Below are 16,900 nucleotides of genomic sequence, written 5' to 3' on the forward strand. Positions count from 1 at the left end.
CTTCGTGAAGCCATCCGACCTCAGCGTTGACTCCCGCGCGTCTAGCAGACTCGGCTCTCGTACCCCGGACGCAGCGCAGCGTCACTTCGACGGTGCGCTGCAGAGCCGGGGCCCATGTCTCCGCATTGGTTCCTGTGGCTTTCTGGATCCCGGCTCTGCGCAGCAGCGTTGCACGCTGCGGCGCGTCCGGGACACGGGGGTGGCGGACGCTGTCAGCCCGCACTCCGTCATTGCGAGCCACCGGGCCCGCGCGAAGCGCGGCCCGATGACAAGCTCCGCGAAGCAATCCAGAGTCTTGCCGCGGAGGGATTCTGGATTGCTTCGCTGCGCTCGCAATGACGAATGCGGAGGCAGGTGCGCGACCGAACCAAGGTCTCGTGCCCCGGACGCAGCGCAGCGTCACTTCGACGGTGCGCTGCAGAGCCGGGGCCCATGCAGCAGCGATCCGCTTGCTTTCTGGGTCCCGGCTCTACGCTGCAGCGTTGTCACGCTGCAGCGCGTCCAGGACACGAGTTTGCAATTGACGCTGCTGTTCGGCGCGATCACGGGGATGGGCGTCGGCCCGCTCGTCGCGGGCGCCGTCGCCGAGATGTTCGGGCTGCGCTGGCAGGCGATGATCCAGGGCCTCGCCTTCATGAGCCACCAGATCGGCAGCTTCCTCGGCGCCTACGGAGGAGGGCTGATCTACGACCAGCTCGGCTCCTACACCATGGCCTGGCGCATCGGCGTGGCGCTGGGCCTTGCCGGCGGCATCATCCAGGTCGCCTTCGCGCTGATCCGTCCGTCGCAGCCACCAGCGCCGGTGTTGCGGACGGCGTAGGCGAGGCGAGGGCTCATTATAGGTATGACGATAGGTATGACGCGGATGTCGCGACGCCTGGTTGCGACTGGCCGCTTCTGCCGCCAACGTTGATGTGTGTGCCAGCGACCCCGCAACGAACTTCTCGTCCTATGCGGGATCGCTTGTGACGGCGCTTTCGCCTGAACTGCCGGCCTATTCGGCCAGTTCGCGCATGACCTTGATCAGATCCGACTTGCCTTCGAAGCCGATGCCCGGAATGTCCGGCATGATGATATGGCCGTCTTCAACCCGGACCGAATCCGGAAATCCCCCGTACGGCTGGAAGAGGTCGGGGTAGCTCTCGTTGCCGCCGAGCCCCAGGCCGGCGGCGATGTTCAGCGACATCTGGTGACCGCCGTGCGGGATGCATCGCGACGGTGACCAGCCATGTTGGGCCAGGACGTCCAATGTCCGGAGATATTCGACGAGACCATAGGACAAAGCACAGTCGAACTGCAGCCAGTCGCGATCCGGACGCATGCCGCCGTAGCGGAGCAGGTTGCGGGCGTCCTGGTGCGAGAACAGGTTCTCGCCCGTGGCCATCGGGCCGGGATAGAATTCCGCGACGGCGGCCTGGAGGGCGTAGTCGAGCGGATCGCCGATCTCCTCATACCAGAACAGCGGGTACTCGCGCAGCATCTTGGCATAGGCGATGCCGGTCTCGAGATCGAAGCGACCATTGGCATCGACGGCCAGCCTGGCCTGCGACCCGATCTCCTTGAGCACGGCCTCGATGCGGCCGCGGTCCTCGTCGATCGACGCGCCGCCGATCTTCATCTTCACGACGTTGTAGCCGCGGTTCAGGTAGCCGCGCATTTCCGCCTGCAGCGCGGAGTTGTCCTTGCCGGGATAGTAGTAGCCGCCGGCAGCGTAGACGAAGACCCGCGGGTTGGCCTCCTTGCCCTTCATGTCCGCGAGCAGGCGAAACAGGGGCTTGCCGGCAATCTTCGCGGTCGCATCCCAGATCGCCATGTCGAGCGTTCCGACCGCGACCGAGCGCTCGCCGTGACCGCCGGGCTTCTCGTTCGACATCATCTTCGTCCAGATGCGATGCGGATCGAGATTGGTGCCATCGTCGTTCAGCAAGCTCGCGGGTTCGGCTTCGAGGATGCGGTCGCGAAAGCGCTCCCGGATCAGCCCGCCCTGACCATAGCGGCCGTTCGAATTGAAGCCATAGCCGACCACCCGCCGCCCGTCGCGGACGACGTCAGTCACGACGGCGACGAGGCTGGAAGTCATCTTCGAAAAATCGATGTAGGCATTCCGGATCGGTGACGAGATTGGCTTGGTCGTCTCGACGACGTCTACGATACGCATGGCGTTATCTTTCTGTGGTTGTTGATGTCTTCGGTTAGGGATCGGTCGCCAGAACTTCGGTCTCGGCAGTGGCGGGCTTGTCATGGCGCAGCCGCATGGCTTCCATCGCCTGCTTCTGATCGAAGGCGCCGTCCCACTTGGCGATCGCGATCGTCGCGATCCCGTTGCCGATGAGATTGGTCACGGCGCGGGCTTCGTTCATGAAGCGGTCGACGCCGAGCAGAAGAACGAGGCCGGCGACGGGAACGGTGTGGATCGACGACAGGGTTGCGGCGAGCGTCACGAAGCCAGCGCCGGCGACGCCTGCCGATCCCTTCGACGTCAAAAGAAGCACGCCCAGCAGGACGATCTGGTCGCCGAGAGAAAGATCCGTGTTCGTCGCCTGAGCGACGAAGACAGCGGCCATCGAAAGGTAAATGGAGGTTCCGTCGGCGTTGAACGTGTAGCCGGTGGGCAGCACCATGCCGACGACGGTCTTGTCGCAACCGAGCCGCTCAAGCTTGACCAGCATCTGCGGCATCACCGCCTCCGTCGAGCAGGTGCCCAAGACGATGAGGATCTCGTCCTTGAAGTAGCGCAAGAACTGCGGCAGCGGAAAACCGGCCCACGCCGCGATGCCGCCGAGCACCAATACGACGAAGAGGATCGTGGTAATGTAGACGCCGAGCATCAGATAGCCGAGTGACCAGAGCGTCGCGATCCCGTATTTCCCGATCGTGAAGGCGACTCCCGCTCCAGCGCCCAGCGGCGCGAGGCGCATGACCATGGCCACGACCCGGAACAGGGCGTGCAGCAGGATGTCGATGACGTTCACCAACGGCTTGCCGTAGTCGCCGAGTTGGACCATGGCGATGCCGATCAGCACCGAAACCAGGATGACCTGCAGCATCATCCCCTTGGCGAAGGCATCGACGATCGTGTTCGGGATGATGTCGAGCAGGAATTGCACGAAGCCGTGGTTGCCGTCGGCGGCCTTCACGTAGGCCGAGATCGATCCCGCATCGATGTGGCTGGCGTCGATGTTCATGCCGGCGCCGGGCTTGATCACGTTGACGACGACCAGGCCGATGACAAGGGCCAAGGTCGAGACCACCTCGAAGTAGATCAGCGACTTCACGCCAATCCGGCCGACCTCCTTGATGTCGCTCATCCTGGCTATGCCGACAACGACCGTACCGAAAATGATCGGCGACAGCAGCATCTTGATCAGCTTGATGAAGCCGTCGGCGAGCGGCTGAAGGCTGGTTCCGACCTGGGGCCAGAGATAACCGAGCAGGCCGCCCAGCACGATAGCAAGCAGGACCTGCACGTAGAGTTCGCTCAAATATCCGAAAGAAGGCGAATTTTTCAATGTTTTCTCCCTGACGGCTACGTCTATGCCGGGCCTTGGGGGCCTCTGTCGCTGTTTGGGAAGGGTCACTCCGGTCTCCGGAACGGCTTCCGTGCTGCTGTGGTGTTGTGTAGCTTGCGACGATCCGTAGGCTTCGGCCGGAGAGAACGCCAATGCTGTTGCCGAGATTAGTCATGCCGGTTAGGCATCACCGATGGAGCTGATCTGGTTCGAGGATTATCTGGCTCTCTCGGAGACCTTGAGCTTCTCCAAGGCGGCCGAAGCCCGTCACGTGACCCAGCCGGCCTTCAGCCGGCGGATCCGGGCATTGGAGGAATGGGTGGGGGCGCCGCTATTCGTTCGAACGACACACAGCGTGACGCTCACGCCTGCCGGCGAGCATTTCCATGGCCAGGCCGAAATTCTGACCCGGGCGCTGCATCAGTTGCGCCGCGAAACACTCGAAGTGGCCGGACGGGGCACGGGGCCGCTGTCGATCGCGGCGACGCACGTGCTGTCGTTCACGTTCTTTCCGAAGTGGGTCCGGAGCAGCGAGAAGATTCTCGCCTTGGGCAATCTCAATCTCGTCTCGGACAGCATGTTGGCGTGCGAGCGGATGATGCTCCGGGGCGACGTGTCGTTCCTGTTGTGCCACTACCACCGCAGCATGGGCAGCCGGCTCGACACCAGGCAGTTCAAGAGCATCGTCGTGGGGACCGACACGCTCGTTCCCCTCAGCGTCGCTGACGCCGGCCGGAAGCCGCGGTGGTCGCTGCAGAACGACGAGACCGTCCCCTACCTGGCCTACAGCCCGCAGTCGGGGCTGGGCCGCATCGTGGCAAGCCAGTTGGCGAAGAGGGACCTGAAGAAGATCTTCACGTCGCATCTCGCCGCGACGCTGCTCTCGATGGTCAGGTCCGGAGACGGTGTCGCCTGGCTTCCTCGAACGCTGGCGGAAGACGACATCGAGGCGGGTTCGCTCGTCGAGGCTGGGGACGCCAAGTCCGCGGTCCCGATCGAGATACGGCTGTTCCGCCCGGCAGCACGACAGGGGCAAGAAGTTGAAGCTCTGTGGTCGGCATTCGAAGCCGCAGAGGTCGGCTGAAGAAACACTCGGCAGCCACGCGCTGCCGGGTTGCTATTGCATCCAACGTGGGGTGGGGAGATTTTTCTGACGCAGGAAGTCCGGGTTGAACAGCTTGGATTGATAGCGCTGTCCGCCATCCGCGAGGATGGTCACGATGGTCTTGCCCGGGCCGAGGTCGCGCGCGAGCCGCATGGCGCCAACGATGTTGATGGCACTCGACCCGCCGAGCACAAGTCCTTCATGCTCGATCAGGTCGAATAGAACGGGGAGCGCTTCCTCGTCCGTGATCCGATACGCCGTGTCGATTGGCGTGCCTTCCAGGTTCCTTGTCACACGCACTTGCCCGATGCCTTCAGTGATCGAGTCTCCTTCGATCGTCAGCTCGCCCTTGGTGAACCAGTTGTAGAGCGCGGCCCCCATGGGGTCGCTGAGCGCAATCCTGACGGCTGGATTGCGCTCCTTGAGCGCTCGCGCAACCCCACCCAAAGTCCCCCCACTGCCGACGGCACACGTAAAGCCGTCGATTTTTCCGCCGGTTTGTTGCCAAATCTCAGGTCCCGTCGTGCGGTAGTGGCCCTCGCGATTGGCAACGTTGTCGAACTGATTAGCCCAGAACGCACCGAGCTCTTCGGCGAGCTGGCCGGAGTAGTGAGCGTAGTGACCGGGATTCGAATAGGGAACGGCGGGGACCAGTCGCAGGTCCGCACCGCACAACCGCAACATATCCTTCTTTTCCTGACTTTGCGTGTCGGGCATCACGATCACGCTTCGATAACCGCGTGCATTGGCCACGAGCGCAATACCGATGCCGACATTTCCGGCCGTGCCTTCGACAATGACACCGCCGGGTCCGAGCTTGCCGCTCTGCTCGGCATCATTGATCATGGCGAGGGCCGCCCGATCCTTGATCGAGCCACCGGGATTGAGAAATTCAGCCTTGCCGTAGATCTCGCAGCCCGTGGCCTCCGACGCCATTCGCAACCTGATCAATGGCGTGTTGCCGATGGAGTCCAAAAATCCCGTTCGCACACCGTTCATCGCCTGCCCACCTTCACGCTTCCGCAACTTTAGGCTGTTCAGCGGGCAATTCCGTTCTCTAGTTCAGGCGATCCAGGCAACGGTTTTGGCGTGCAGGCCGCTCAATCGGCGATTTTATTCCCGTGCGGTGTTTCGTTTTCGCTTGTGGCCAGGGCAGCATGCGCCGAACTGTCCTCATCCGTCGGATACGCAGTTGAACTTTGGGCCCTTGGGGCTATTGTCCTGGGATCGCCGAGTTGGACCTGGCATCGGCGCCTGAGAGCCCATTTCGCTCCCGCCAATCGGCGGAGCGAGTTCATGCACGAAGCTGCTGCCCGTCCCGCGATAGACTGAGGCGGTTCTCACCCAGGAGAGGGCGCCAGGCAGTCACGTGGTGCCGACGTGCCTTTCTCAGAAAACCAGCTGGAGTTGGGCCCTTCGCATGAAAATCCGTGTCGGCTTCGAGATGATCTACGAGTTTCCGCAACCAACGCCTTTGATCGCGGTGATGGGCATTCACTTCACGCGGGCCTCCGACATCATCGTGCCCGATTACCTCACAAGCCAACCCTCAGTGCCGATCACGCCTTATCGCGACGGCTTCGGCAACTGGTGCAGCCGGATCGTCGCGCCCGCCGGTCGCGTGCGCCTCTCCGCCGACGGGACAGTGCGCGATAGCGGTCTGCCCGATGTGATCGTGCCTTCAGCCGCGCAACACGCGGTCGAGGACCTGCCGCCGGACACCATCGTTTACCTCCTCGGGAGCCGGTACTGCGAGACCGATCGGCTGTCCGACGTCGCATGGAAGCTGTTCGAGAAGACAACGCCGGGCTGGGCCCGGGTCCAGGCGATTTGCGACTTCGTTCACGGTCATATCGCGTTCGGCTATGAGCATGCCCGCGCAACCAAGACGGCGTGGGAGGCCTTCAACGAGCGCAAGGGTGTTTGCCGCGATTACGCGCATCTGGCCATCTCGTTCTGCCGCTGCATGAATATTCCCGCGCGCTATTGCACCGGCTATCTCGGCGATATCGGCATGCCGCCGCCGTATTCGCCTGGCGATTTTGCCGGCTGGTTCGAGGCCTATCTCGGCGGCCGCTGGTACACCTTCGATGCGCGCAACAACATTCCGCGAATTGGCCGCGTCCTGATCGCGCAAGGACGCGATGCCGCCGATGTTCCGATCACCCAGACGTTCGGACCCAACACGCTTCTCAGCTTCAAAGTGTGGACCGATGAGGTCGCGGAGACGTCCGGCGCCGCCTCCAGCCCAAGCGACCGCGATTGACCTCGCTATCGGGGGAGGGGCCTGCTACACTCTTCGCATCACCGCACGCTGCCGGGCTGTTATCGGTGACTGAGAGCATTGCGCTCCCGCCTTGATCTTGAAGGGCGGTCTGCATGGCAAACACAGCAATCATCAGGGACGCCTACGGGATTCCGGCAACCTTCGTCGGCTCAAAAACCGGCCGGGACGACGCTCCCTTCGTTTTTGTCAGGGTTGGAAACGAGGAGCGCCGGATGCGATGGTCCGAATGGGATGCGCTTCCAGCGTGGACCGGCGCGCCGCCACCCTGGGCTGGCAAGCAGAAACAATGAATGGATGCTCGACATGAAAATCGTCCGGATAAGAACGCCAATGACGACACTTGTCCTGATCTCCGCGCTTGGCCTGTTCGCGCGCGCTGCTCTCGCCGCGGAGCCAAGCTGCCGAGCCATCGAAAGCACTTCTGAGCGATTGGCCTGCTATGACGCGGCGTTTCCTCCCAAGGCGAAGAAGCCCGCCATGGCCAATATCGATGCGCCGTCCGGCTATAAGGATCCGTTCGTCGAAGAAGAAGCGCGAACCGCGGCCAAGCTGAAGAACATTTGCCGCGGCTGCTGAGAGCTCACCTGACGTTTATCTGTCAATCATTGGCGGCGCTTGCATCTGCAGCCTGTGCATTGGCGAGATCGATCGAACCGATCGAGACCATCTCCATGGAGCCGCGGACGTTCTCCGAGGGCACCGTGATCATCGTCGCGACGCGGCGATAAACCGGGAAGCTGAGACCCTCGATCGCCTCCTCGTCGGTGACGACATCATATGTGCCAGCGGGCAGCAGCCGCTCGATGCCGCGGATCCGAAACGGATGTCTGAACGTGACGGTTTCTCGCCGCGAGCGGATGGTCATGTGGGCCTGCCTTTTCGACAAGAGGGGCTCAACCGACGCTGGCGGGGCGACCATGCGCCCGTTGCCCGGCAATAGCCAGCGCTATCGTCGAGACGTGGCGCGCTGCGCCCGCCGTGCGGCGAGCTGCCTCTCGAGTTCGCGGCGAACGTCGTCCACCACGCTGGCCCAGTCGCCTCGCGTGGGCTGCCTGAACAGCTTCATCGACCGATACCACGGGCTGTCGTCGCGATTCAGCAGCCAGCGCCAGTCCGGGTTGAACGGCAGCATCGTCCAGACGGGCGCGCCCAGCGCGCCGGCGAGGTGAGCGACGCTGGTGTCGACCGAGATCACCAGATCGAGACAGGACATCAGCGCCGCCGTTTCGCTGAAGTCCGTCAGATGTTCCGTGAGATCGACGATGTCACGGCGTTCGGCAAGGAAGGCCCGGTCCTGATCGCGGACGCCCTTTTGCAAGGAGACGAACTGGGCCTCGCAATCGAGCAGCGGCGCAAGTGCGCGCAGCGCCATCGATCGATTGTGATCGTTCTTGTGATCGGGATTACCCGCCCAGACCAGACCGACGCGGAAGCGGGTGTGGGGACCAAGCCGGTCCTGCCACGTCTTCACGCGCGCTGCCGGAGGCGCGGGAATGTAGCCTTCCGCAAGCGGGATCGTATCCAGCCGCGTCTTGAACGCCAACGGCAGCGCTCCAAGCGGGCAGTGCAGGTCGAACGCCGGCGGAGACGACCGGCTAACACACTCTGCGACCCCGGCGATGCCGCCGAGACACTGCTGGATCGGAGGCTCGAGCTCCAGGATGACCCTGGCTCCGAGCGCGGCCACCATCGGCACATAGCGGGCGAACTGAATCGCATCGCCCAGTCCCTCATCGGAGTGCAGCAAGATGGTCTTGCCTTCGAGCGGCTGGTCGCCACGCCAAAGCGCTTGCGAAAAGCCGCGATCGACCAGACCGACGGATGGCAGCCGCCAGCGCGCCTCGCGCGCAAGCCAGCCGCGCTCGAAATCGCCGGTCAGGAGCTGAAGCGTCGCCAGATAGAACAGCGTCTGCGCATCGTCGGGGGCAGCCGCCTGCGATCTCTGCAGGGTCGCGAACGCTTCATCCAGCAATTGCAGATGCAACAGGACCACGGCCTTGTTGTTGAGCACGGCATGGAAATCCGGGCGAAGGGCCAGCGCCCGATCGAAGCAGGCAAAGGCCTGTTCCAGTCGGCCAAATCGCCAATGCAGCAGGCCGAGATTGTTGTGCGTCTCCGCGAGGCCCGGATCCAGCGCAATGGATGTTTCGTAGTCCGCTTGCGCTTCGTCGAACCGGTTTACGGCCGAAAGGCAAACGGCGCGCATTTGGTACAGGGCTGCGGAATTCCGATTCAGCTTCTCGGCGGTATTGAAGCATTCCAGCGCTTCCGCATGCCGGCCGAGTTCTAGCAGCAACATGCCGCAGTTTTGCGCTGGCTCCCAATATTGCGGATTCAGCGTCAGGGCCTGCTGGTAATGCAGCACAGCTTCGTCGCTCTGCGCGAGTTGCCAGAGCAAGTTGCCGACGTGATTCCAGAGGCCCGCATCATCGGGCTTGAGGCGCAAGGCTTGGCTGCAATGTTGCCGTGCGTCCTCGAGCCGACCCTGCCGCTCCAGGATCGTGGCGAGACTTAAGGAATACTCTGCCTTCGGCGCCTGCCGGACCGCGCGCCCGATCCATTCCACCGCGGCGTCGGGCTGCTGCGCGTGAAAGCAAATCACGCCCAGCAAGTGGAGAGCATCCGGGTGTTGCTCGTCCAGCGTCAGCGCCTGCTGGCAGCAAAGCTCGGCCTCGGCATTTCGTCCCGATTGAAGATGCGCGAAGCCGGCCTGGCAAAGCGCCGCCGGCGTCGCTTGTCCAGATGGCCTGGCCGTGGCCCGGCGCTCGCTGCGATTCATGAACGGCTGGAAATTGTCGCGCTCCGGGCTGATGGCTTAGAGCGATGGAGGTCCTAGGAGCCACGCAATTGAAGAGCGAGGTTACTCCTTCTAATCACGCCAGGATTTCGCGAGGCTGACGGCTCCTCGCCTATCATCGCGCTCCCGTACCCCGGACGCAGCGCAGCGCTTCTTCAGCGGTGCGCTGCTGAGCCGGGGCCCATGTCTCCACATTCTGCCGTGTTGCTTGCTGGGTCCCGGCTCTGCGCAGCAGCGTTTCACGCTGCAGCGCGTCCGGGACATGAGGGAGCGGCCCAAACGAAAACGGGGCCCGCAAGGGCCCCGCAAACTCTTCAACGCTGCGCCGATCTTACTTGATCTTGGCTTCGCGGAATTCGACGTGCTTGCGCGCCACGGGATCGTACTTCTTCTTGACCAGCTTGTCGGTCATGGTGCGCGAATTCTTCTTGGCGACGTAGTAGAAGCCGGTGTCCGCCGAGGACACGAGCTTGACCTTGATGGTGACCGCTTTGGCCATGTTCTGAACCTCAGAATATTGGGGAATCTGGAGCCGGCCAAACGGCCCGCGTTGGCCGGCAACCTAGCCAGAAACCGCCTGATGTCAAGGTTTCACATCCCGAGAACCACTCGAATCGGGCCCATCAGGCCTCGAAGAACCGGTTTTTCGGCCGGGGAAGGCCCAGATTCTCCCTCAAAGTGGGCCCTTCATATTCTTTCCGGAAAATCCCGCGCCGCTGCAGCTCCGGGACCACCTTGTCGACGAAATCGTCGAGGCCGGCGGGCAGGAACGGGAACATGATGTTGAAGCCGTCGGAGCCGCGCCCGACCAGCCACTCCTCCATCTGGTCGGCGATGGTTTTCGCCGTGCCGACGAAGGCCAGCCCGCCGTAGCCGCCGACGCGCTGGGCGAGCTGGCGCACCGTGAGCTTGTCGCGCCTGGCGAGGTCGACCATGCGCTGCCGGCCGCTCTTGCTGGCGTTGGTTTCCGGGATGTCAGGCAGTTGCCCATCCGGATCGAAGCCGGAGGCATCGGTGCCGAGGATGACCGAGAGCGAGGCGATGGCGCTGTCATAGTGCACGCGGGTGTCGAGCAGAGCGCGCTTCTCCTTGGCTTCCTCGATGCTGTCGCCGACCACGACGAAAGCGCCGGGGAGAATCTTCAGATGCTCGGGATCGCGGCCGATTGTCTCCATGCGGCCCTTGATGTCGGCATAAAGCTTTTGCCCATCGGCAAGGCTGCCGCCGCCGGTGAAGACGGCTTCCGCCGTCTCGGCCGCGAGCTGCCTGCCGTCTTCCGAGGCGCCGGCCTGCACGATCAGCGGCCAACCCTGCACGGGGCGGGCGATATTGAGGGGCCCGCGCACCTTCAGATATTTGCCGTTGTGGTCGAGCACATGCATCTTCGAGGGATCGAAGAACAAGCCGCTGTCGACGTCACGCACGAAGGCGTCATCAGCGAAAGAGTCCCACAAGCCCGTGACGACGTCGTAGAATTCGCGGGCGCGCTTGTAGCGCTCGGCATGCTCCATGTGGTCGTCGAGGCCGAAATTCAGCGCCGCGTCCGGGTTCGAGGTGGTGACGATGTTCCACCCCGCACGCCCGCCGCTGAGATGGTCGAGCGAGGCGAAGCGGCGTGCCACGTGATAGGGCTCGTCGAACGTGGTCGACCCGGTCGCGATCAGGCCGATGCGCTCGGTGACGGCCGACAGTGCCGACAGCAGCGTGAACGGCTCGAACGAGGTCACGGTGTGGCTGCGCTTGAGCGCATTGACCGGCATGTTCAGCACGGCGAGGTGATCGGCCATGAAGAAGGCGTCGAACTTGCCGGCCTCGAGCTTCCTGATCAGCGTCTTGATGTGGCCAAAATTGAAATTGGCGTCGGGCCAGGCCCCGGGATACCGCCACGCGCCGGTGTGGATGCTGATCGGGCGCATGAACGCGCCAAGCTTGAGTTGCCGTTGTGCCATCGCGCCCTAAATCCCGTTCTGGTGTCGTTGGGGAAGGACATAGGCACGCCGGGGAACTCCGCCATCGGGGAAGGCGGGAAGAATTTTTTGTTTTTCGCGATCTGCTCAGCACAATCCCGTCATTCCGGGGCGCCGCGTAGCGGCGAGCCCGGAATCCATCGGGCCAGAGACGGCAAACGAGATCGGGCGAGCGCTCAAGCTTCCCGCGCGCCGGTCCATAGAAGGCCTAGCCACGACCTGTTGCTACCCGTTCCGGAAATTGCCATCCTCGCGGCCGAACACCGCAATGGAAGGCCATGACTTCTGCGAATAACTCCATTCCCGCGATTCTATCGCGCGGCAAGGGCCATCAATTTCTCTTGTATGGCGATGCCTGTTCGGGCGTGCCGGGTGCGCCGCACGAGAAGACCTTCGCCTCGGTCAACGCGGTCGTTCAACGCCTCAGACCGCAGCCTGAATTCATTTTGTTTCCGGGCGATGAGATCATTGGACTAACGCCGGATCCGGACGCGCTGCGCGCGCAGTGGCGGTATTGGCTGGACACGGAGATGGCCTGGCTCGACCGTGCGGCCATTCCGATGTGGCACACAACCGGCAATCACACGACCTACGATGTGATGAGCGAGGGAGTGTTTCGCGCCGCTCTGGACCTGCCGGACAATGGGCCTGCAGGGCAAGCTGGTCTCTCCTACTTCGTGCGGCGCGGCGACCTCGTGATGGTGTTCGTCAACACGCTCTGGAGCGGCCTTGGCGGTGAGGGCCATGTCGAGCTCGCTTGGCTGGAAGCAACGCTCAGAGAACATGGCGATGCCCGACATAAGCTCGTCCTTGGCCATCACCCGGTGTTTCCTGTCAACGGCTTTACGGGGACATATCAGCGCGAGATCGGCCACGAATACGCTCGCCCGTTTTGGGACATCCTGGTGAACGAAAACGTGCTTGCCTACCTGTGCAGCCACATCCTCGCCTTCGATGTGCAGGCGCATCGCGGTGTCCTGCAGATTTGCACTGCGGGCGCGGGAACGGCTCACAGGATGCCGGAAGGCGTCGAGTATCTGCATTGCGTTCAGGCCGCACTTGACGAGGAGGGCATGCGTTATCAGGTGCTCGATATCGACGGCGCCGTCAGGGAGAGGATGGAATGGCCGTTGCCCGCTCCTGATGCCGCCGGATGGAGAGAGCTGCCCCTCGGAGATGTCGATGCGCCGTTTAGCGGACTTGTGACGAGCGGACGTCGGATCGAGCTGAGACTGGTGGGGCAAAGCGCCGCGACCGATGTCGCGTCAGCCCAGACGATTTTTACGGCCTTCGCGCCTGGTTCGATCGCGCCGTTCTGGCTCGGGCTCCGGGGACCGAAGCAAACCCTGACAGCCATCGTTGGTCGTGAGCCGGGGCGCAGTCCGTCCTATTGGTTCGGACCCGATCTTCCAGCAGACGACGGTTTCGATATTCACGTGACGATCTACCCGGATATGGGTCCCGGTGGTCTCCTGTACCGCGATCACAACTCTCGTCTTTGGTCGTCCTTCACTTCTGCGTCGGCGCAAGGCCTGGAGCAGCTTTCGTGGCCCCGGCATTGGGCGATCGGCCACGGACAAGGCGGCTGCGAAGACCGTGCCTTCAGAGGTGCGGCGCTGAGCTTGCTAATCGCGTGAGTGAGCTTAGTGAGATCGGTGGCTGGATCAGCTCAAAATATCCTTGTGCATCTTGCCGCCGTAGAAATGGAAGAACGGCACCGGCGCGTCGTGGCGCAGCGGGCCAGTGGCAAGGCGGGTATCGAGCTCGTTGAACACATTCCGTGTCATGGGATGCAGATCGGCGAGCGGTTTTGAGCCGAGCTCGACCCAGACCAATTCGACCAGCTCCGCATCCGCATGGATCACGCCCTCGACGCGGTGGGTGATCGCCGACGCATCCGCCGTGAAGAAGCGCGTGTCGAACCGCTTGACGCGGCCGGGCGGGGTGATCGCGCGCGCGATCAGGAACAGGCTGGACGGATCTGGCAGCAGGCCCGCATCCGCAAACGGCTTCCAGGCGCCTTCGAGCTTGGCCTTGCCTTCGCTCTTGCGCCCCAAGCAGAGACCGGTCTCCTCGCAGGCCTCGCGGATCGCGGCGATGGCTAGCGATTTTGCGCGCGAGGCCGGGGTCTTCGGGCTGCCCTTGGCGAGATTGGTCTCTAGCTGCGTGGTGATGGGGGCCGCGACCGGCACGCGATAATCGTCCTTGTCGACGCGGCCGCCGGGGAAGACGAATTTGCCGGGCATGAACACCACCTTGTCGTGGCGCTTGCCGACCAGGACCTTTGGAACGCTGCCGCTGCGATCGACCAGGATCAGCGTCGCGGCATCCCGGGGACGGAAATAGGGATGGTGATCGGCTTCCTTCTGATCGTGGACCTCAGCCTTTTCGTCCTGCGCAATATCCGTCATGTCCTCACCCAAACCGCTTTTATTTATTTTGCTTACACCGGCGGAATACCATCCGGCGGGTTGTCGTCAAACCCGTGCATGCGCAGAGCCCATTGCAAGCCGACCACAGCTCCCTTCACGGGCTGCAACAGGGCGAGCGAGGCGAAGAAGGTGAAGGGCAAATAGGCCGCGAAGGTCAGCCAGACCGGCGTCGTGTAATTGGTCTCGATCCACAAGATGCTCGGCACGGTGATGTGGCCGACGATGACGATCACGAGATAGGCGGGCAAATCGTCGGCGCGATGCGGCGTGAAGTCGAGGCCGCATTTCGCGCAATTGTCCGCCGTCTTCAGGAAGGCGCGGAACAGTTTTCCCTCGCCGCACCGCGGGCAGCGCCCGCGAAAGCCGCGCTTCATCGCCGCCCAGAGATCGCGCTTCTCGACGAGGCCGGTCTCGCGCGTCCAGATCTTTGGGGCTGTGCTCATGGTCACCATGCCTTGCCCTTCTGTCCCCCGCCTTTGCCCTTGCTCTTTCCTTTGTCCTTCTTGCCGGGCTTTCGCTTCGGCGGCTTGTGTTTTTTGTCCGGGCTGCGTCCGGGATGTGCCTTGAACGCGGGACGGCGTTGCGGCCCGGCTTGCCTGCGGTCGCGCGGCGCGGTCTCGCTGGATGACGACAGCAGCTCGAAACGCAGCGCGCCTGCGATGGGAGCTGCCTCGATCAGACGGACGTCAACGACGTCGCCGAGCTGGTACATGGTGCGGCTGCGGGTGCCGACCAGCGCGTGGCGGCCCTCGTCATAGTTGAAATATTCCGTGCCAAGGGATCGGATCGGGATCAACCCGTCGGCGCCGGTTTCAGCGAGTTTGACAAAGAGCCCGGCGCGCGTGACGCCGGAGACGCGGCCCTGAAAACTCGCGCCGATGCGGTCGGCGAGATGGTGCGCGATCAGACGGTCGACGGTCTCGCGCTCGGCCTTCATCGCGCGCCGCTCGGTCAGCGAAATGTGGGCGGCGACTTCGCCGAGCGATTCCGCCGTCTCGCTGTCGGGCAGGGCGCCTTCGCCAAGCCCAAGTGCGCGGACCAGCGCGCGGTGCACGACGAGGTCGGCATAGCGGCGGATCGGCGAGGTGAAATGCGCATAACGGCGCAAATTCAGGCCGAAATGACCGTAATTCTCGGATGAATATTCCGCCTGCGCCTGCGCGCGCAGCACGACTTCGCTGACCAGCGGGAAGTGGTCGTGGCCTTCGAGCTGCGCCAGCACTCGGTTGAACAGAGCGGGGCGCAACGCGCCGCCTTTGGCGAAGGGGACGTCGAGTGTCTGCAAAAACTCCGAGAGCGCGTGGACCTTCTCCAGCGTCGGCTCGTCATGCACGCGGTAGATCAGCGGGAGCGATTTCTTCTCGAGCATTTCCGCCGCCGCGACGTTGGCGAGGATCATGAACTCCTCGATCAGCTTGTGCGCATCGAGCCTGTCAGGGACGACGACACGATCGACGGTGCCGTCGCTCTTGAGCAGAATCTTGCGCTCGGGCAGATCGAGATTGAGCGGATCGCGCTCGTCGCGGGCGCGCTTGACGCAGGCGTAAGCCGCGTAGAGCGGCCTCAGGATCGGATCGAGCAGGGGGCCGGTGGTGTCGTCCGGCCGGCCGTCAATCGCAGCCTGCGCCTGTGCGTAGCTCAGCTTCGCGGCCGAGCGCATCAGGATGCGATGGAATGAGTGCGAACGCTTACGGCCGTCAGGCGCAATGATCATGCGCACCGCGAGGGCGCCGCGCGGCTCGCCCGGCACCAGCGAGCACAGATTGTTGGAGATGCGTTCGGGCAGCATCGGGACGACGCGGTCGGGGAAATAGACCGAGTTGCCGCGGTCGACCGCGGCGCGGTCGAGCGCGGTGCCCGGCCGCACGTAGAAGCTGACATCCGCGATGGCGACATCGACGATGAAGCCGCCCTTGTTGTTCGTATCGGGATCTGCTTGCGCGTGCACCGCGTCGTCGTGATCCTTGGCGTCCGGCGGATCGATGGTGACGAGCGGCACGTCGCGCCAGTCTTCGCGGCCCTTCAGGTTCGCCGGCTCTGCGGCTTCGGCCTCGCGCTCGGCGGCGGAGGAGAATTGCAGCGGGATGTCGTGGGCATAGATCGCGATCAGGCTGATCGCCTTCTCGGACTTGACCGAGCCGAGCTTCTCCTTGACCCGGCCGGAGGCGAGCCCAAAGGCGCGGGAGCGGACGATATCGACGCTGACGAGGTCGCCGTCCTGCGCGCCGTGCGCGTCAGCGGCTGCGATGTTCAGCTCGCGGTCGGCGGACTTCTTGTCGACCGGGATCAGCCGTCCGCCGCCTTCAGGCAGGCTGCGGAACACGCCGAGGATGCGGCTCTTGGTCTTGTCGAAGACCTTGATGATGTGGCCGCGATAGGCCGGGCCTTCGGTCTCGTTGGTTGGCTCGACCCGCAGCAGCGCGCGGTCGCCGACGCCGGCGGCCGTGCCTGGCTTTGGTCGGCGCGGCATTGCGATGAGAATTTTGGGCGGCTCGCCGCTTTCGACCTCGTCCCATTCGGTGGGGGAGGCGATCAGCTCGCCGTCAGGATCGCGGCCGGTGATGTCTGCGACCAGCGTCGACGGCAGGCTGTCCGGCTCGGAAACCTTGTGACGTTTTTTCTTGATAGTGCCGTCGTCGGCAAGCTCGCGCAGCAGGCGCTTGAGCTCGATGCGATCGGCGTTCTTCAGGCCGAACTCGCGCGCAATTTCGCGGGTCCCGACGTTTCCATGATTTGCCTTGATGAAGGCGACGATGGCGCTCCTGTCGGGAAAGCCATGGTCATTCTTGCGTTTCACTTAACC

Annotated in this window: 14 protein-coding genes and 1 pseudogene; 5 read left to right on the plus strand and 10 right to left on the minus strand. The window is 63.4% G+C overall.

All coding sequences use genetic code 11. The features are described from left to right. Positions 1–523: 523 nt before the first annotated feature. Positions 524–820 (plus strand): annotated as a pseudogene (locus FXB38_RS31565) (MFS transporter); the annotation flags it as partial. A 174-nt stretch (positions 821–994) separates the two neighbouring features. Here the strand turns inward: FXB38_RS31565 and FXB38_RS31570 are convergent. Continuing rightward, positions 995–2,158, minus strand: coding sequence for a mandelate racemase/muconate lactonizing enzyme family protein (locus FXB38_RS31570; RefSeq protein WP_148754887.1), 1,164 nt, complete (start codon positions 2,156–2,158; stop codon positions 995–997). 34 nt (positions 2,159–2,192) lie between these two features. Then, on the minus strand, positions 2,193–3,509 hold the full coding sequence (dctA, locus tag FXB38_RS31575) for a C4-dicarboxylate transporter DctA (protein WP_148754888.1): 1,317 nt from the start codon (positions 3,507–3,509) through the stop codon (positions 2,193–2,195). A gap of 193 nt (positions 3,510–3,702) precedes the next feature. Here dctA and FXB38_RS31580 point away from each other — a divergent pair, with 193 nt between their 5' ends. Next, positions 3,703–4,593 (plus strand): LysR family transcriptional regulator, encoded by an 891-nt coding sequence (locus FXB38_RS31580; protein WP_148754889.1) that lies wholly within the window; start codon positions 3,703–3,705, stop codon positions 4,591–4,593. 33 nt (positions 4,594–4,626) lie between these two features. Here FXB38_RS31580 and FXB38_RS31585 read toward each other — a convergent pair whose 3' ends face one another. Continuing rightward, entirely contained in the window at positions 4,627–5,613 is a 987-nt protein-coding gene (locus FXB38_RS31585) for a cysteine synthase A (RefSeq protein ID WP_148754890.1), read from the minus strand. Positions 5,614–6,034: 421 nt separating this feature from the next. On the opposite strand from FXB38_RS31585, the gene FXB38_RS31590 reads away from it, so the two are divergent. Further along, positions 6,035–6,880, plus strand: coding sequence for a transglutaminase-like domain-containing protein (locus FXB38_RS31590; protein WP_148754891.1), 846 nt, complete (start codon positions 6,035–6,037; stop codon positions 6,878–6,880). Between the two features lie 252 nt (positions 6,881–7,132). Then, complete coding sequence (locus FXB38_RS31600; protein ID WP_246230273.1) at positions 7,133–7,477, plus strand: type VI secretion system-associated protein TagO; 345 nt, start codon at positions 7,133–7,135, stop codon at positions 7,475–7,477. A 22-nt stretch (positions 7,478–7,499) separates the two neighbouring features. Here the strand turns inward: FXB38_RS31600 and FXB38_RS31605 are convergent, their stop codons facing one another. From FXB38_RS31605 to FXB38_RS31620, 4 genes are all read right to left on the minus strand, one after another. Continuing rightward, positions 7,500–7,766 (minus strand): hypothetical protein, encoded by a 267-nt coding sequence (locus FXB38_RS31605; protein WP_148754893.1) that lies wholly within the window; start codon positions 7,764–7,766, stop codon positions 7,500–7,502. A gap of 81 nt (positions 7,767–7,847) precedes the next feature. Then, the gene (locus FXB38_RS31610) at positions 7,848–9,680 is read right to left on the minus strand and encodes a tetratricopeptide repeat protein (RefSeq protein ID WP_148754894.1); all 1,833 of its coding nucleotides are present in this window, start codon (positions 9,678–9,680) and stop codon (positions 7,848–7,850) included. A 349-nt stretch (positions 9,681–10,029) separates the two neighbouring features. Next, a complete protein-coding gene (rpmG, locus tag FXB38_RS31615; protein WP_007603295.1) occupies positions 10,030–10,197 on the minus strand; it encodes a 50S ribosomal protein L33 in 168 nt (55 codons plus the stop codon). 124 nt (positions 10,198–10,321) lie between these two features. After that, positions 10,322–11,647 (minus strand): LLM class flavin-dependent oxidoreductase, encoded by a 1,326-nt coding sequence (locus FXB38_RS31620; RefSeq protein WP_148754895.1) that lies wholly within the window; start codon positions 11,645–11,647, stop codon positions 10,322–10,324. A gap of 296 nt (positions 11,648–11,943) precedes the next feature. Here FXB38_RS31620 and FXB38_RS31625 point away from each other — a divergent pair, with 296 nt between their 5' ends. Next, positions 11,944–13,302 (plus strand): metallophosphoesterase family protein, encoded by a 1,359-nt coding sequence (locus FXB38_RS31625; RefSeq protein ID WP_148754896.1) that lies wholly within the window; start codon positions 11,944–11,946, stop codon positions 13,300–13,302. 27 nt (positions 13,303–13,329) lie between these two features. On the opposite strand, the gene FXB38_RS31630 is transcribed toward FXB38_RS31625, so the two are convergent. The 3 genes from FXB38_RS31630 to rnr are packed head-to-tail and all read right to left on the minus strand — an operon-like array spanning position 13,330 to position 16,894. Continuing rightward, the gene (locus FXB38_RS31630) at positions 13,330–14,076 is read right to left on the minus strand and encodes an NUDIX hydrolase (RefSeq protein ID WP_148754897.1); all 747 of its coding nucleotides are present in this window, start codon (positions 14,074–14,076) and stop codon (positions 13,330–13,332) included. 32 nt (positions 14,077–14,108) lie between these two features. Next, positions 14,109–14,549 (minus strand): DUF983 domain-containing protein, encoded by a 441-nt coding sequence (locus tag FXB38_RS31635; RefSeq protein ID WP_148754898.1) that lies wholly within the window; start codon positions 14,547–14,549, stop codon positions 14,109–14,111. After that, positions 14,543–16,894 carry a ribonuclease R gene (gene rnr / locus FXB38_RS31640; RefSeq protein ID WP_148754899.1) on the minus strand — a complete coding sequence of 784 codons (2,352 nt, stop codon included), beginning with the start codon at positions 16,892–16,894 and terminating at the stop codon, positions 14,543–14,545. The genes FXB38_RS31635 and rnr overlap by 7 nt, the downstream gene beginning before the upstream one ends. Between the last annotated feature and the right edge of the window lie 6 nt (positions 16,895–16,900).

The sequence above is a fragment of the Bradyrhizobium cytisi genome (assembly GCF_008123515.1).
Classification (GTDB): Bacteria; Pseudomonadota; Alphaproteobacteria; order Rhizobiales; family Xanthobacteraceae; genus Bradyrhizobium; species Bradyrhizobium cytisi.

What these genes read in the sequence shown, in the direction of transcription:
- FXB38_RS31570 (WP_148754887.1), bottom strand. Translation starts at nt 2,158, where the DNA reads ATGCGTATCGTAGACGTCGTCGAGACGACCAAGCCAATCTCGTCACCG.
- FXB38_RS31580 (WP_148754889.1), top strand. Translation starts at nt 3,703, where the DNA reads ATGGAGCTGATCTGGTTCGAGGATTATCTGGCTCTCTCGGAGACCTTG.
- FXB38_RS31585 (WP_148754890.1), bottom strand. Translation starts at nt 5,613, where the DNA reads ATGAACGGTGTGCGAACGGGATTTTTGGACTCCATCGGCAACACGCCA.
- FXB38_RS31590 (WP_148754891.1), top strand. Translation starts at nt 6,035, where the DNA reads ATGAAAATCCGTGTCGGCTTCGAGATGATCTACGAGTTTCCGCAACCA.
- FXB38_RS31600 (WP_246230273.1), top strand. Translation starts at nt 7,133, where the DNA reads ATGCGCTTCCAGCGTGGACCGGCGCGCCGCCACCCTGGGCTGGCAAGC.
- FXB38_RS31605 (WP_148754893.1), bottom strand. Translation starts at nt 7,766, where the DNA reads ATGACCATCCGCTCGCGGCGAGAAACCGTCACGTTCAGACATCCGTTT.
- FXB38_RS31610 (WP_148754894.1), bottom strand. Translation starts at nt 9,680, where the DNA reads ATGAATCGCAGCGAGCGCCGGGCCACGGCCAGGCCATCTGGACAAGCG.
- rpmG (WP_007603295.1), bottom strand. Translation starts at nt 10,197, where the DNA reads ATGGCCAAAGCGGTCACCATCAAGGTCAAGCTCGTGTCCTCGGCGGAC.
- FXB38_RS31620 (WP_148754895.1), bottom strand. Translation starts at nt 11,647, where the DNA reads ATGGCACAACGGCAACTCAAGCTTGGCGCGTTCATGCGCCCGATCAGC.
- FXB38_RS31625 (WP_148754896.1), top strand. Translation starts at nt 11,944, where the DNA reads ATGACTTCTGCGAATAACTCCATTCCCGCGATTCTATCGCGCGGCAAG.
- FXB38_RS31630 (WP_148754897.1), bottom strand. Translation starts at nt 14,076, where the DNA reads ATGACGGATATTGCGCAGGACGAAAAGGCTGAGGTCCACGATCAGAAG.
- FXB38_RS31635 (WP_148754898.1), bottom strand. Translation starts at nt 14,549, where the DNA reads ATGGTGACCATGAGCACAGCCCCAAAGATCTGGACGCGCGAGACCGGC.